The organism is Curtobacterium sp. PhB170 (assembly GCF_003752345.1).
Lineage (GTDB): Bacteria > Actinomycetota > Actinomycetes > Actinomycetales > Microbacteriaceae > Curtobacterium.
In genome coordinates this window covers 207402-222435 of record NZ_RJUM01000010.1, presented here as the reverse complement: position 1 = coordinate 222435, position 15034 = coordinate 207402, and the positions used below count along the sequence as shown (strand labels likewise).

The 15034-nt window shown below is 70.0% G+C and carries 14 protein-coding genes; 3 read left to right on the top strand and 11 right to left on the bottom strand.

Going from position 1 to position 15034, the window contains the following annotated elements; translation table 11 throughout:
* The first annotated feature begins 32 nt into the window (after window positions 1-32).
* Together EDF40_RS08885 and EDF40_RS08880 are read left to right on the top strand one after the other, a co-directional pair.
* Window positions 33-1772: a CocE/NonD family hydrolase gene (locus tag EDF40_RS08885; RefSeq protein WP_123339531.1), complete on the top strand. Its 1740-nt coding sequence runs from the start codon at window positions 33-35 to the stop codon at window positions 1770-1772.
* Window positions 1769-2425 (top strand): hypothetical protein, encoded by a 657-nt coding sequence (locus tag EDF40_RS08880; RefSeq protein ID WP_123339253.1) that lies wholly within the window; start codon window positions 1769-1771, stop codon window positions 2423-2425. The genes EDF40_RS08885 and EDF40_RS08880 overlap by 4 nt, the downstream gene beginning before the upstream one ends.
* Window positions 2426-2535: 110 nt before the next feature.
* Here EDF40_RS08880 and EDF40_RS08875 read toward each other — a convergent pair whose 3' ends face one another.
* The 5 genes from EDF40_RS08875 to EDF40_RS08855 all read right to left on the bottom strand — a co-directional run bounded on the left by EDF40_RS08875 (window position 2536) and on the right by EDF40_RS08855 (window position 7725).
* On the bottom strand, window positions 2536-3339 hold the full coding sequence (locus EDF40_RS08875) for a MerR family transcriptional regulator (RefSeq protein WP_185002928.1): 804 nt from the start codon (window positions 3337-3339) through the stop codon (window positions 2536-2538).
* Window positions 3332-3874, bottom strand: coding sequence for a VOC family protein (locus EDF40_RS08870; RefSeq protein WP_123339251.1), 543 nt, complete (start codon window positions 3872-3874; stop codon window positions 3332-3334). Before EDF40_RS08870 ends, EDF40_RS08875 begins: the two co-directional genes overlap by 8 nt.
* Before the next feature lie 706 nt (window positions 3875-4580).
* A complete protein-coding gene (locus EDF40_RS08865) occupies window positions 4581-4970 on the bottom strand; it encodes a tautomerase family protein (protein ID WP_123339250.1) in 390 nt (129 codons plus the stop codon).
* A gap of 191 nt (window positions 4971-5161) precedes the next feature.
* Window positions 5162-6373, bottom strand: a complete 1212-nt coding sequence (locus tag EDF40_RS08860) for a lipopolysaccharide biosynthesis protein (RefSeq protein WP_148053810.1) — start codon at window positions 6371-6373, stop codon at window positions 5162-5164.
* Window positions 6374-6402: 29 nt separating this feature from the next.
* Window positions 6403-7725, bottom strand: a complete 1323-nt coding sequence (locus EDF40_RS08855) for an MATE family efflux transporter (protein WP_123339248.1) — start codon at window positions 7723-7725, stop codon at window positions 6403-6405.
* Between the two features lie 130 nt (window positions 7726-7855).
* On the opposite strand from EDF40_RS08855, the gene EDF40_RS08850 reads away from it, so the two are divergent.
* The gene (locus tag EDF40_RS08850) at window positions 7856-8677 is read left to right on the top strand and encodes an ornithine carbamoyltransferase (RefSeq protein ID WP_123339247.1); all 822 of its coding nucleotides are present in this window, start codon (window positions 7856-7858) and stop codon (window positions 8675-8677) included.
* A 13-nt stretch (window positions 8678-8690) separates the two neighbouring features.
* On the opposite strand, the gene EDF40_RS08845 is transcribed toward EDF40_RS08850, so the two are convergent.
* From EDF40_RS08845 to EDF40_RS08820, 6 genes are all read right to left on the bottom strand, one after another.
* Entirely contained in the window at window positions 8691-9557 is an 867-nt protein-coding gene (locus tag EDF40_RS08845) for an arginase family protein (RefSeq protein ID WP_260212660.1), read from the bottom strand.
* A gap of 99 nt (window positions 9558-9656) precedes the next feature.
* Window positions 9657-10313, bottom strand: coding sequence for a response regulator transcription factor (locus EDF40_RS08840; RefSeq protein ID WP_123339245.1), 657 nt, complete (start codon window positions 10311-10313; stop codon window positions 9657-9659).
* Window positions 10310-11488: a sensor histidine kinase gene (locus EDF40_RS08835; protein ID WP_123339244.1), complete on the bottom strand. Its 1179-nt coding sequence runs from the start codon at window positions 11486-11488 to the stop codon at window positions 10310-10312. Before EDF40_RS08835 ends, EDF40_RS08840 begins: the two co-directional genes overlap by 4 nt.
* Entirely contained in the window at window positions 11488-12297 is an 810-nt protein-coding gene (locus EDF40_RS08830) for a hypothetical protein (protein ID WP_148053809.1), read from the bottom strand. The genes EDF40_RS08835 and EDF40_RS08830 overlap by 1 nt, the downstream gene beginning before the upstream one ends.
* Before the next feature lie 170 nt (window positions 12298-12467).
* Window positions 12468-13280: an isocitrate lyase/phosphoenolpyruvate mutase family protein gene (locus EDF40_RS08825; RefSeq protein ID WP_123339242.1), complete on the bottom strand. Its 813-nt coding sequence runs from the start codon at window positions 13278-13280 to the stop codon at window positions 12468-12470.
* A gap of 368 nt (window positions 13281-13648) precedes the next feature.
* Entirely contained in the window at window positions 13649-14986 is a 1338-nt protein-coding gene (locus EDF40_RS08820; RefSeq protein WP_123339241.1) for a uracil-xanthine permease family protein, read from the bottom strand.
* Window positions 14987-15034: the final 48 nt, after the last annotated feature.

Genomic DNA, 15034 nt, shown 5'->3' with positions numbered 1-15034 from the left:
CCACGGAGGACTCCCGCACGAAGGAGAACACGATGACCGACCAGAGGATGACCGTCCCCTCCACCCCGCTGCCCGCGCCGCGCACGGGTGTGCTCACCCCCTTCGAGCCCGGCACCCGAACCCTCGAGGCCGGGTTCCGGATCGCGCCGCAGTTCAAGCCGCTGCCCGTCGACACGGTGTTCGACAAGGACGTCGCGATGCAGCTGCGCGACGGCACGACCATCCACGTCGACGTGTTCCGCCCGGTCGGCACCGAGCCGGTGCCGGTGATCGTGGCATGGAGCCCGTACGGCAAGGCGCAGGGCACGTCGCTCAGCGTGATGGGGGTGTTCGGGCTCGTCGGACTGCCGAACAGCACGGTGTCCGGACTCGAGAAGTTCGAGGCACCGGACCCGGCGTACTGGGTCGAGCACGGCTACGCGATCTGCAACGTCGACATCCGCGGCGTGGTCGACTCCGAGGGCGACAGCGTGCTCTGGGACCGGCAGGAGGGCCGCGACGCGTACGACGTCATCGAGTGGCTGGCCGAGCAAGAGTGGTGCGACGGCAAGGTCGGCATGAGCGGCACGAGCTACCTCGCCGTGTCGCAGTGGTTCACCGCCGCCGAGCAGCCCCCGCACCTCGTCGCGATCAACCCGTGGGAAGGCGTCAGCGACGTCTACCGCGACCTCGTGATGCGCGGCGGCATGCCCGACACCGGGTTCGCACAGCAGCTGCAGGACGGCAGCTTCTTCGGGAAGGGCCAGAAGGAGGACATCCTCGCCGAGGTCGACGCCCACCCGCTGATGACCGACCTGTGGGAGCAGAAGATCCCTGACTTCTCGCAGATCGAGGTGCCGGCGTACGTCGTCGCGAGCTACTCGAACACCCTGCACACCGCCGGGACCTTCCGCGCCTGGCGTCGGATCGCCAGCGACGAGAAGTGGCTCCGGATCCACAACACCCAGGAGTGGCCGGACTACTACGACCCGGCGAACGTCGAGGACCTCCGCCGGTTCTTCGACCACTTCCTCAAGGGCGCCGACAACGGGTGGGAGACCACTCCGAACGTCCGGTACTCGGTCCTCGACCTGCAGGGCGGAGACGAGGTCGCCGTGCCGGCTGAGTCGTTCCCGCCGCAGGACGCCGCTTCGACGAAGTACTACCTCGACGCCCGGACGCGAACGCTGACCACGGCCGCGCCCGAGGCGCCTGCGGAAGCGTCCTACGCCGTCGACGCGAACCCGGACGCCGTCTCGTTCCTGACCCGCTTCGACGAGGAGACCGTCCTGGTCGGGTACCCGAAGGCGCACCTGTTCGTCGAGGCCCGGGGCGCCGACGACATGGACCTGTTCGTCTTCGTCCAGAAGCTCGACCGCGGGGGAACGCCGCTGCAGGCGTTCACCGTGCCGAACCAGTCGGCGATGGCGCACGACCTCACCGACCACGGCGCGACGATCCTGCGCTACAAGGGCTCCGACGGACGCCTCCGGGTGTCCGCTCGGCACCTCGACGAGGCCCTGTCGACCGACGACGTCCCCGCGCACTCGTTCGACCGCGTCGAGAAGCTCGCTGCCGGGCAGGTCGCCGAGATCGAGATCGACCTGTTCCCGGTCGGACTGCGCTTCCACGCGGGCGAGCAGCTGCGGTTCATCGTGAGCTCCCGGAACCTGCTCGGCACGCTCATGCCGGCGATCCGCGAGTACGTCGGCGCGAACACCGGGCGGCACGTCGTGCACACCGGCGGCGACCAGGCCTCGTACCTCCAGCTCCCCGTCCGGGCCGCACGGTGACCGGCGCGACCGTGCGCCTGGCCGGCGAGGACACCGACTCGACCATCGACGGGTTCGAGCTGTTCTCGGCCCGCCGGGCGCTCGCGCTCCTGAAACGGAAGCTGGGACGCGAGCGACTGCTCGAGCTCCTGGCCGACGAGATCGCTGCGGGTGACGCGTTCCTCCGCGCCCACCTCGAACGCTCCGGCGGCGAGCAGGCAACCGGCACGACCACGCTCCGTGCACGGGGCATCAGTGCCGCGCAGTTCGGTGCGTGGCTCGGCGCCGCGTTCGCCCGCGAGGACGTCATGCTCGCCGGACACCCGGAGCACTACGGGATCCACGCCGAGCCGGGGCGCAACGTGAACATCGTCGAGACCCTCGATGAGTACGTCTGCTCGTTCTTCATGCGCCCCTGGGACGACAGTGCCGTCGTCGAGCAGGAGCTGCCCGCCGCAGAAGCGCCTGCCGGTCGCCGGTCGCACATGCTGTTGGCGGACGGGACGGTGATCGGCTCGATCGCGAACTCCTTCGACGAGGAGCAGGACGGCTTCACCGCACGTCTGTCCGTCACCCTGCCGGCGACCTGCGCCCCGGCGGTGATCGAGCAGCACCTCGAGCACTTCGCCGTCGAGTTCCGCAGCTGGATCCTCCGAGCCGCCAACGAGCGGTGACCGTAGCAGCGCAGTCCGGTAGCCCATCGGTCATCGAGACGGTGGCTCAGGGCAGCGTTCGCTCCCACGTCGACGTCGGCCGCTCCGCGCGCGACCGTGAGCTGCGAGTCCTACTGCCAGGTGGCGGTGTCGGGGTCGATGCCGCGGGCGCGTGCGCCGGCGTCGATGATGCGACGCAACCATGAGGCGAGCCCGGCTCGGATGCCGTCGTAGTGTGCGGCGTACGCGGGATCGGCTTCGTAGATGCGGCCGAGGACGACCTGTATCTGCCGGGTGATCGGGAAGTAGGCGGAGAACACCTCGCGATGCTGTTCAACGAGACCGTCCGCGGCCGGGCTACCGGGTTCGACACCAGCATCCATGGCGTCGGCAAGGGCCTGATCAAGCGCCGCCGACGCATCGGCGACGGCCTGCCAGTCGTCCACAGTGCGTGACGCGGAGCGTTCGGCGTAGTGCCGCCACTCCGGCGTCTCGCCGTAGAGTTGCCGCGCCTCAGCCGGCCACTGCGGATTCCATCCAGACCCGAACATCGCGGTCTGCTCCTCAGCGGTCATGAGCAGCCCGTGCTCGTGGGCGTCGGCCATCCGGGCAAGGTCATCGCCCAGCGCGCTGAGATGCTCGATCCGCGCCGCAAGCTGGGACTGCTGGGCGCGCAGCGCAATGACAACAGCCGCACTCGGATCGTCGAGAACGTTCCGAATGGCTTCCAGGTCGAGCCCCAGCTCGCGGTAGACGACGATGCGCCGCAGCCGCTCGAGGTCGCCTTCGGCATAGAGCCGGTACCCGGCAGCTGACCGTGACGACGGCCTCGCAAGGGCGATCTCGTCCCAGTGATGCAACGTCCGGACCGTCACGCCCAGGCGCGCCGCGGCCTGACCAACAGTCAGGTCCACGGCGTCGCTGTCATCAGGCATGCGCTCCATTCTTCTCGCCGTCGGCGTCAGGTGCGGTGATGCCGATCGCTTCGAGGTTCTTGGCGGTCTGGCTGGTCGGCTCGAAGGGTTTCGCGGCAGTGAAGACGACTCGCACCTTCTCCGGCGTGATCACCTCGACATCGCGGGTGCCCCAGGGCGTGTCCCGCGGCTCGCTCACCACGCCCGCGTCGTGGGCTCGGCACGCGGTGACGAGGGCGTCGATCTGGTTCAGGACGCACGCGAAGCTGACGCTCACCGCCGGCGCCGGCGCCTGATCCGGAGCGGACGCGGTTGGGACCAGCAGGACGTCCTGAAAGGCCCACCGGCGCAGGTGCACGAGCTGGCCCGGCACGCTGAACAGGTCGAAGAAGCCCAGGCCGCGGGTCCAGAAGTCGACGGAAGCGGCCAGGTCGGTTGTCGGGATCGTCACGAACGACGGCATCCCGTATATCCCGTGGAACGGCTCAGGCGCGACCACGTCAGGGCCGGGGGCGGGGACCGGGCTCATCTCAAAGGCGTTGTAGTAGCTGCTCATGGGTCCACGTTCTGCCCTCACGCGGCGTGAGGGTCAAATCGGGGAACTCTGGGACCAACCTGTTGGCCCGGTTCACCGAGTTGCGGCCCGCGTCCGGAGAACGATCGGCTACCGGGCGTGCGCTGCCCCGTGGTGATCTGACTCGTCGTCTCGAGCGTCTGCTCTTGGTCGTCGGAGAAGAAGACCAGCGCATCCCGCGGCCAGGCAACCGCAGATGGCTGCCGCCGGAAGGACAAGTTGCCAACCGCCCACGGTCAACAGCAGACCGCCAACAACGGCAGTGACGAATGCCAGCACTCCCACAACGGTCGATGCACGGCGGACCGGATGCGCCACGAGTTCGTCTTCCGCACGGTTCCTCGCGATCACTCCGACACGTGCGACGGTAGCGGCCACCGCAACTCCCAACGGGATCGCGACCTGTGAGGCGACAGCCACCGATTCCCAGCTCACGTAGCTGTAACGGATCTTGCCGAGGCTGAACATCCCGACCGCGAAGACTGCGCCAGCGAGAACGACCACCGCGGGAAGCGTCGCTCGGCGTAGCCAACTCAGCACCGCTTTCTCACGGGATCGCACCATGTCGACAGATTAGAACTGCACAACGCAGTGCAGGCGCGACGTTCACCGACCTGCGCGCCGGAAGTCAAAGCCAATACCCTCCAGCGCGGGCTCCCGCGGGCGAGCAGGTCGGCGTCCGTCGCCCTCAGACCTCGACGGTGTAGTCGAGCGCGAGGTCGGCGGCGTTCCGGCCCCGGATGCCCCAGTTCACCTTCGGCGTCTCGGTGATCGTGATCTCGATACTGTGCGACGAGATGCCGGCAGCGGATTCAATTCGGGCAAAGAGCTCGCTGATGAGCCTTCGCTTCGCCCCGTCGCTCCTGCCCTCAAACATCGAGATCTCGATGATCGTGTAGTTCGGACCCCGGTCCTCCGGGTAGACGAAATCGGAGGAGTCGAGACCGATGAACCGCTGGAACCGCTTCTCTGGCGGGTAGTCGAGCGCCTTCGTGATCGCGCCATGGATTGCATCGGAGAGGGCAGCACGATGTGCATCGAGAGACGCACGAAGGCCGAAGACGACTACTTGTGCCATGACCCGATGCTAGCGAGCGCGGGGCGTCCTGTAAGCCGGTCGACTACCGCGACTTCGTGCGCATCGGTCCAGCTCCCCCCTCGAGCCCCGTGCTTCCTGATGGGGGCGTTCTCGCATAGGTGGTCCGAAACGATTCCGAACGACGGGACGTCAAAGAGGCGCCCCACGGACGCCCACCATGTGCGGAGGAATCAGCGCCGCCGCACCCCGAGCCCCACCACCGCCACGAGGTTGACAGCACTCCCCACCAAGAACCCCGTCGTCCCACCCGCGACTCCCGCGACCGGCCCGAGCACCGCCATGAGCACCGCCCCGACGACGAAGCCTGCGACCGACGCCAGCGCGACCTGCCGCGACCTCCCCGATGCGAGCAACAACGCCGCCGGCACGAGCCCGACGGTGAACACCCACACCGCGACCATCAGGTACCGCAGGTCCGCGACGGCAGCGGCACCCTCGGCGGGGTAGACGATCGGCAGGAACCACCCGGCGAGCAGCGCGACCAGGCCGAACACGACGGCAGAAGCAGCAGCGAACCCGACGACGAGCAGCAGCGCTCCGCGAGACCGCAACGATCCACCATCGGTCCGGTGCGCGAACGCCGGCACGAGGACCTGCCCCAGCGCCTGCCCGAGCATCGACGCCGGCGTCGCCAGGGTGAACGCCGCCGCGTAGACCCCGGCGTCGTGCGCTGACGACGTCACCTGCGCCGAGATCATCGTCAACTGCAGCAACCCGTTCGACGTCACGACCGCCAGCACGTTCCACGCCGCGAACCCGAGCACCCCGGCAGCGGGTTCGCGCGAAACCGGTGCGAAGCCGTTGCCCCGCGGCCAGCAGGCGATCGCGAACACCGTGTACCCGATGGCCAGGGGCAGCAGCACGAACGGCTCGAGGCGGGCGACGCACGCCACCACGAGCAACCCGAGCGCCAGGACGCTCGTCACGGAGTCCCACAGCGCGACACGCGGCGCCCGGTCGTAGCCGAGCTGCGCTCCGCGTGCGTAGCAGTACAGGCCGTAGCCGACGACGACGCTGACGCCACCGAGCGCCATCCCGGGGCCGTTGCCCCAGGCCAGCGCGACCGGCACGGTGACCGCGGCGAGCACCACGCTCGACACCAGCATCGAGACCCCGAGCAGCCGGTTCACCGCGGCGTCCGACCGCCGACCCCGCAGCGCGATCGCCAGGTACCGAGAGGCGGTGTTGCCCGCGGCGTTCGGCCAGAGCAGCGCGACGAACACCGACAGGGACAACAGTGCCGTGGTCTGCCCGAGGGTCTCGGTGCCGAAGACCCGCCCGACGACGACGGTGACGAGCAGCTTCGCGACGCCCTGCACCCCGATCCCGACCGTGGCGAGCACGGCCGACGACGCCACAGAAGACGACGGAGCCACAGGCACAGAAGCCCTGCTGGAAGAACCAGACCCGCTCACCGCGCCAACGCCTGTTCCACCCATCCACGCCGATGCGCGCGCAGCCCGAGCGTCACCGCCCGGACCCCGATGTACCCGAGGGCGAACGCCGCCCACAGCCCCGCGAGCGTCCCACCAGCCCACCACAGCAACGGCAGGTACACGACCAGGTTCACGCCGCCCGCGATCGCCAGGTACCGCGCATCCCCTGCGCCGATCAGCACCCCGTCGAGCACGAAGACGTACCCGGCGACGGGCATCCCGACGGCGATGAGCACCAGCACGAGCGGCAGCGCGTCCTGCACAGCGGACGAGTCGGAGAACACCGGCCCGAGCACTCCGCTCACGGCCAGGGTCAGTGCCCCGAGCAGCGCCCCACCGATGATCCCGAGCAGTACGAGCCGCCGCGTCACCAGCCGGACCCGCTCAGGGTCCCGCGCCCCGAGCCCGTGCCCGACGAGCGCCTGCCCGGCGATGGCCAGGGCGTCGAGCGCGAACGCCAGCGTCGAGAAGACGGTCAGCCCGACCTGCGTCGTCGCGAGTCCTGTCGTGCCGAGTCCGGCGGCCGCGCCGACGGTCGCGAGCATCGCGATCCGCAACGACGCGGTCCGCAGGAACAGCCAGGCCCCGGACCGCAGCGCCCGGACGACGCCCGAGGCGCCGGGCCGCAGCGGCGCTCCCGACGATCGCGCGGCGCGCACCGCGATCCGGACGTAGACGATCGCCATCGCCCACTGCACGATGACGGTGCCGGCGGCGGACCCCTCGACGCCCCAGCCCGCGCCGTAGATCAGGACGGCGTTCAACAGCCCGTTCGCGACGAACCCGATGGTCGCGACGACGAGCGGGGTCTTCGTGTCCTGCAGCCCGCGCAGCAGCCCGGTCGAGGCGGTGACGACCAGGATCCCGGGCAGCCCGATGAGCGACACCGTCAGGTACGCGGTCGCCGCCGCCGAGACTTCGGGCGACGCACCGAACAGGTCGACGAGCGGCCCGGCGAGCGGCCACCCGACGAGCGCGAGCACCACTCCCAGCACGAGCGCGAGCCACATCCCGTCGATGCCCGCGTGCACGGCGCCTCGACGGTCACCACCACCGAGCGCGCGCGCCACGGCCGGCGTCGTCGAGTACGCCAGGAACACCAGCAGCCCGGTCACGGTCGACAGCACGGCACTCGCGAGTCCGACGGCCGCCAGCGGCGTCGCGCCGAGGTGCCCGACGAGCGCGGTGTCGGTCAGCAGGAACAGCGGCTCGACCACGAGCGCGCCGAGCGCGGGTACCGCCAGCCGGACGATGTCGCGGTCGACCGCACGCCGTTCGGCAGTGACTGCGGCTGTCATCGTTCGGGGCACCGGGCCATTCTGGCGGGGATGCGGCACGGGCGTCGTTCGCACACCCGGTGATGGTCGCCATCGTCGACTTGGCCGGTCCTGCTGGATGGCTCGGTGCACAGGCCCCTACGCTGCTCGGATGCGTTCTCTCGTCAAGCTCGATGACTGGTCTGCATCTGACGTCGACGCGGTCTTCGACCTGGCTGACGCATTCCGTGCGGGCCGGGGGCCCGTGACGGAGGGCGCGGCGGTCATGTTCTTCCCGCCGACGAGTCTGCGCACCAGGGCCACGTTCGAGCGGGGCGCTTCGCTCATGGGGCTCGAACCGATCGTGTTCCCGGACACGACACTCGACAAGCCGGAGGCACTGTCAGATGTCGCTCGCTACCTCGAGAACTGGGTCGACATCGTCGTGGTGCGCCACCACGACCTCGCCGTGGTCCACGCCTTGGCCGCGGCTCACGCGTTGCCGGTCGTGAACGCGATGACGGACGACAACCATCCGTGCGAGGTGCTGTCCGACCTTCACGCCTTGCGGCAGCGGGGCGACATCACCGTGATGCGCTTCCTCTTCGTGGGCGCGGACGGCAACATCGCCAGGGCGTGGCAGGAAGCCGCTCGCGTCCTGCAACTCGACCTCATCCAGTGCTGCCCGGCCGAACTCGCAACCCCGGGAGCTGCGTGGACCGACGACCTCGAGGCAGCTGTTCGGTCTGCGGACGTTGTCCTCACCGACGGTCCCGGTGCGCATGCTGACGCGCTCGAGCAGTATCGGATCACGGCGGCTCTCCTCGACCTCGCGCAGCCGGGAGTCCGCTTCAACCCGTGTCCGCCGTTCGTGCGTGGCCGTGAGGTCAGTGTCGACGCTGTCGAACACGCCGCATTCGTCGGACACGACTTCAAGGCCGGACTCCTCCCGGTACAGCAAGCCGTCATGGCGTTCTGCCTCGGCCTCGGCTGAGCAGGCGTCCTGATCACCGATCCGGCCCAGGTCGCGGCTCCTGCAGCTCACGGCCGAGGCCGCCGAGGCTGGCCGTGAGGACCTCTGTGAGGAGTCGGGCATGCGTGCCGTCCGGGTCGAGATCCGGATCGTAGACGGTGATCGATGCGCCGACGGCACGGGGAGCGAGCGCGCGGAGCAGCTCGATCAGCTCGTGTGGCGTGCAGCCGCCCGGATCGGGACTGTCGACGGCGGGCATCACCGCTGCGTCGAGCACGTCGACGTCGACCTGCAACCAGTAGCCCGCCGCACCCGCCGTCGTCCGCAGGGCCTTGACGACTGTGGCAGTGCCACGGGCGCGCCACTCCGAGGTCGGGACGACTGCGCCGAGCACCGAGCGGACCTCCGCGAGCTCGGCGTCGTCGTCGCGACAGCCGACGTGAGCAGTTCGTGCAGCATCGAAGTACGGGCCGGCACCGTCGATGTCGGACAGCGACGGCCAGTGGTGCCCGACGGCGGCGGCGAGGTCCTCCCCGGCCACGCTCGCGCACGCGTCGCTGTTGCCCGGGTTCCGGAAGTCGGTGTGGCCGTCGACGTGCACCAATCCGACGCCGTCCCGTCGTTTCATCGCGAGGCCGGCGCCGAGCAGCACGCTGCAGTCTCCGCCGACGACCAACGGTGCGGCTCCGGAGGCGAGCACCGTGTCGATGCGGTCGGCGAGCCGCCGCGCGTGGTCGATCACGGCGCGTTCGTTGCGAACGACACCGGGAGCACGGGTTGCGTCGTCATCGACGTAACGGCCGGGAAGGACCACGCCGGCATCAGCAGCTCCCTGCTCCGCGAACCGGCGGTGGAGGCCGGCTTCGCGGAGCGCCTCGGGTGCTTTCGCCGTGCCGGGCACCGCGCCTGGCTGTGGTGGCCGCAGGCCGAGATTCGTCGGGGCAGAGACGAGCGCGATCACCCGACTGAGTGTGTCAGACCGTGCCCGCCTCGCTGTCGGTCAGGTGAGGTGGTGTTCGTGGGCGTAGATCGCTGCGGCGATGCGGTTGCGGAGGCCGAGCTTGGTGAGGACTCCGGCGACGTGGGTCTTGACGGTGACTTCGCCGATGCCGAGCGCTGCGGCGATCTCGGCGTTCGACTGGCCCTTCGCGACGAGGAGGAGCACCTCGTTCTCCCGCTGGGTGAGGTTCGGGAGTGCGCGCCCGTCTGGTGCCCGGAGTGGCCTGGTGGGGAGTTGCGGTGCGAAGCGGTCGAGCAGGAGCCGCGTGATGCGGGGCGCGGTCACGGCATGGCCGGCAGCGACGGCGCGGACGCCCGCGAGGAGCTCGGCGACCGGCGCGTCCTTCAACAGGAATCCACTGGCACCGGCACGCAGCGCCCGGTAGGCGTACTCGTCGAGGTCGAAGGTGGTCAGGATCAGGATCTTCGCGTCGGGGTCCTCGGCGAGGAGCCGTCCGGTGGCTTCGAGGCCGTCCATGCCGGGCATCCGGATGTCGAGGAGGATCACGTCCGGGCGAAGTGCGTTCGCCTGACGGACGGCGCTCCGACCGTCCGGGGCCTCGCCGGCGACCGTGATGTCCTCTGTGTCGTCGAGGATGAGCCGGAACCCCATCCGGATGAGGGCCTGGTCGTCGACGAGGAGCACGCGGATGGTCATGCTCGTGCTCCTCCGGGCCGGATGGCGATGGGGATCGAAGCAGCGATCCGCCATCCGCGGGTGCCATCGGGTCCCGCATCGAGGATGCCGCCGAGCTGGGTGATGCGTTCTTCCATCCCGACCAGCCCGGAGCCTCCGGCTCGGGTCTCGTACGTGACTCCGGTGCCGTCGTCCTCGATGCTGAGGACGAGCGCGTCTCGCGAGGCCCTGATGTTCACGGTGAACGTCGTCGCGCTCGCGTGCTTGAGGGTGTTCGTGATGGCCTCCTGGGTCACCCGGTACACGGCGACCCCGATCGCTGCCGGAACTCGGTCGACGGCGCCGGCGGTCTGCAGTGTGGCACGCAGGCCGGCTGCGGTGACGAGGTCGAGCAGCGCCGGTAGCCCGTCGATGCTCGGCGTGGGCAGCAGTCCATCGCTCCCTCGGATCGTCCCGACCGCGTGACGGGTGTCGGCAAGGGCCGTGCGGGCGGTGCGTTCGATCAACCAGACGGCCTCGTCCACGCGCTCCGGTTGCCGAGCCGCCCTGCCGGTGCTGGCCGCCGCGAGGGTGACGATCACGGCGAGGCCGTGGGCGATGACGTCATGCATGTCCCGCGCGATCCGGTTGCGCTCGTCGGCGACCGCGAGCATTGTCTGCTGCTCACGTTCACGCTGTGCGCGAGCGCTCTGCTCCTGCAGGACCGCGACCACGCGGCGGTGGTTGCGGACCGAGGCACCGCACGCGGTCGCCGCGAGGACGAACACGGTGAGGACGGTCAGCATCTCGGTGAAGTGGAGCCCGTGCGGCCACGTGGCGGACGCGGCCACCGCACCCACCTCGGCGATCGCGACCGTGATCGCGGTGTCCCGCACCGGGCGGTGGGCGGCGACGGTCGCCAGCGCGACCAGCACGCTCACGTCCGCAGCGAGCTGCACCCCGATCGACCACTGCACGACGGCGACGACGCTGATGCCGAAGAAGACGGCAACGGGCCATCGTCGACGCACAGTCAGCGGCGCGATCATCGCCAGCGACAGCGTGACGTACGCCACGAGCAGCGGGTCACCGGCCCGGGCGTGGAAGACCAGCTGCGGTGTCACCGCGACGGCGAGGGCACCGGCGATGACGGCATCCGCGACGATCGGGTGCGCCCGCCACCACTGCCGTACCGTGCGGTCGTGACCCAGGACCATCACATCCCGCTGCCGTCGAAGAACGCGGCCAGGGCGGGTGCCGTGTCCGCGACGGTCGACAGGTTCGCCAGGAGCACGATCCCGAGGAACAGCAGCATTCCGGGGAGCAGGATCCCGCCGCCGGCGAGCACCCGGCGGAGACGCCGATCGGCCTTCGGGGTCCGGGTCCGCTGCACCCAGATCGCCGCTGTCCCGGCGACGACCACGATGATCGCAGCGACCGCGGTCACGACGAGTGCTGCGTGGTAGCGGCGGAAGTCATCGATGAGCGCCGCCAACGGCGGGGTCATCGTCCCGGACGCGAGCTCACCGCGGACCTGGAGCACCGAGGTGCCGTCCATCGGGAGGAAGTTCAGCACCGATGACAGCGGAGCCACCGCACCCTGCACGTTCGCCATCACGACCAGCAGCACGACCGGGGCAATCGGAGCACCCAGGACGCCGACCAGGAACAGCCCGACGCGACGCCCCCGCGATCGTGCCCGTGCGAACGCGGTCCAGACACGTTGCCCGACCGGGACCAAGACGACCAGCAGGGCGACCGCGACGATCGCCTTCACGACGTGGAACACGGTCCAGAACGACACCGCGGTGGCCAACGGCGAACTCGACGTCCGCCCGGACCCCACCCACTGCGCGAACCCAGAGGCCACGGCTCCGGGAAGCGCCGCGACGGACAGGTGCGTCCCCGAGGACCAACCGGCGATCGCTGCCGGCCACACGACCACTGCGATCGTCAGCGCTCCCGCCAACGTGAACCACACCACCCCACGGCGATCCACAGTTGCCGGCGCGTTCGTCATCGTCATCATCACCCTCCACCACGTCGGGCGCATCCCGACGAGACAACGGTAGGGAGCGTGACCACACCGCGGCGTCCTCCCCGGACACGAGATGTGGGGTCGGCGAACCTCCTCCTCGGGGAGGACCCGGCGGACGGAACCTGCGAGTTTCACACGCTCGGCACCGGTTTCGGGGTTCAGTCGCGGACGACCTCGTTGATCGCGGCCCAGCCGAGCGTCGGTGGTGCCGAGACGACAGCACCCGGCGTGCCGAACATCTGTGCAGCCCAATCGCTGGCGACGCTGTACGCGGCTTCGGCGATGGCCGATCCAGCGCTGACCCGGCTCGCTCCCGCCCGGGCGAGGTCACCGACCGACAGGGTCCCGGGCCCGAACGCGACGTTGAGGGGCAGCTCGATCGCGTCCACGAGCATCGAGATCGTGGCGGCCGACAGTGCTCCGAGCACGAAGACGCCACTGGCGCCGGCGCTGGCGTAGGCGTTCGCACGGGTGAGCGTCTCCTCCGCCCAGGCGTCGCTGCCGGGCCCGCCCCGCAGGTGGGTGTCGATCCGAGCGTTGACGAAGAGTGGGATGCCGGCATCATCCGCAGCCTGGCGGGCTGCGCGGATGCGGTCCTCCTGTTCCGCCACCGGCCGGAGGGAGTCCTCGATGTTCACGCCGGAGACGCCGAGCTCGAGGAACGCGGACACGGTCGAGGCGACGTCGCTCGGTGTCTCGCCGTACCCGCGCTCGATGTCGGCGGTGAAGGGGACGTCGACCGCCGCCGCGATCGGCCGAACGGCGTCCAGTGCGCCGTCCCGGGTCAGGTCGTTGCCGTCGCGGTGGCCGCTTGACCAGGCGACGCCGGCGCTCGTCGTCGCGATCGCACGCGCTCCGGCCGAGAGGACGATGCGCGCGGACGCGACGTCCCACACGTTCGGCAGGACGACCGGTGCGCCGGGGACGTGCATCGCGGTGAAGGTGCGCGTGCGCTCGAGGTGCGTGCTCATCGTGCAATCTCAGCACACCGGCTCAGAACGGCCAGTCCGACGGGTGGGTCAGCGGCACTGCACGATCTGCACGCCGTCTTGGTGGGCGATCCGTCCGGGGCTGTCGGTCCGCAGCTCCACCCACGCGACTCCGTACCGGTCGAGCAGGTCGAGGTAGTCCGCGCTCATCGTGAGCAGCGCCGTGGCACTCGTTCGGAACCAGGATCGCGCTCCCGGATTGTGTGTCTCGTCGTGGCCGCGCCGAGGCCGGCCCACGTCGTCGACGTGCGTCGTGACGGACGGGAGGCCCGTGGCGGCGCCGCCACGGGCCTCCCGTCCGGTGGTCCCACGTCGTCAGGCCGGACGCGCGTTCCGGCCGACCACTCGCGTCAGTCGGCGCGCGGCTCGGCGGGGACGCCGCCGGTGGCGGCGTGCGCTTCCTCTGAGGCAGCGGGCGTCGCCTCGTCGGTGCCGCGCGCCCGCCCGATCAGGTCCATCAGGTGGTAGACGACGATCGCGGCGATGGTGCCGAGGATGATGCCGCCGAAGCTCGCCTGGCCGAATGCGAACGTGAAGTCCGCGATGCCGATGATGAGCGCGATGCCAGCGGTCAGCTGGTTCTTCGGCTTCGAGAAGTCAACCCGGTTCTCGACCCAGATCCGGATGCCGATGACACCGATCAGGCCGTACAGGGCGGTCGTCGCACCGCCGAGCACGCCGGCGGGGACCGAGGAGATGACCGCACCGATCTTCGGGGAGAGGCCGAGCAGGACGGCGGCGACCGCGGCGACCCAGTACGCGGCGGTGGAGAAGACGCGGGTGGCGGCCATGACGCCGATGTTCTCGCCGTAGGTGGTGGTGGCGGAGCCGCCGCCGGCACCGGCGAGCACGGTGGAGATGCCGTCGGCGAAGAGCGCACGCCCGGTGAGGGGCGTGAGATCACGGCCGGTGAGCTGTCCGACACCCTTCACGTGGCCGACGTTCTCGGCGACGAGCGCCAGCACGACCGGCACGAACGCCAGGTAGATCGCGAGCTGCGACGGGTCGAACGCGGGAGCGGTGAACGTCGGCAGGCCGATCCACGGTGCCGCGTCGACCTTGGAGTAGTCGACCTGACCGCCGATCAGTGCTGCGACGTAGCCGATGAGGACGCCGATGACGATCGACAGGCGACCGATCAACCCCTTGAACAGGACGGTGACCAGGATGATCGCGGCGAGGGTGATGACCGCGACCACCGGGGCGGCCGTGAAGTTGTCCTTCGCCGCCGGAGCCAGGTTGAACCCGATCAGGGCGACGATCGCACCGGACACCACCGGGGGCATCAGGCGGTCGATCCAGCCGGCGCCGGCCAGGTGCACCACGAGCCCGACGATCGCGAGCAGGGCGCCGACGACGATGATGCCCGACAGGGCGAGGGGGATGCCGCCGATCTTGGTGGCAGCACCGATCGGCGCGATGAACGCGAACGACGACCCGAGGTAGCTCGGCAGCCGGTTGCCGGTGATGAGCAGGAACAGGATCGTGCCGATCCCGCTGAAGAGCAGGGTCGTCGACGGCGGGAAGCCCGTCAGCAGCGGCACCAGGAAGGTGGCGCCGAACATCGCGACGACGTGCTGCACGCCGAGACCGATCGTCCGGCCCCAGGTGAGTCGCTCGTCCGGTGCCACGATCGTCGTCGCGGAGACGGTCTTGCCGTCGCCGTGCAGCTTCCACGGAAGTCCCATGCGATGACCGTACCGGCAGCCGTACGCCCGTGACGTCCCGCGGTTCCC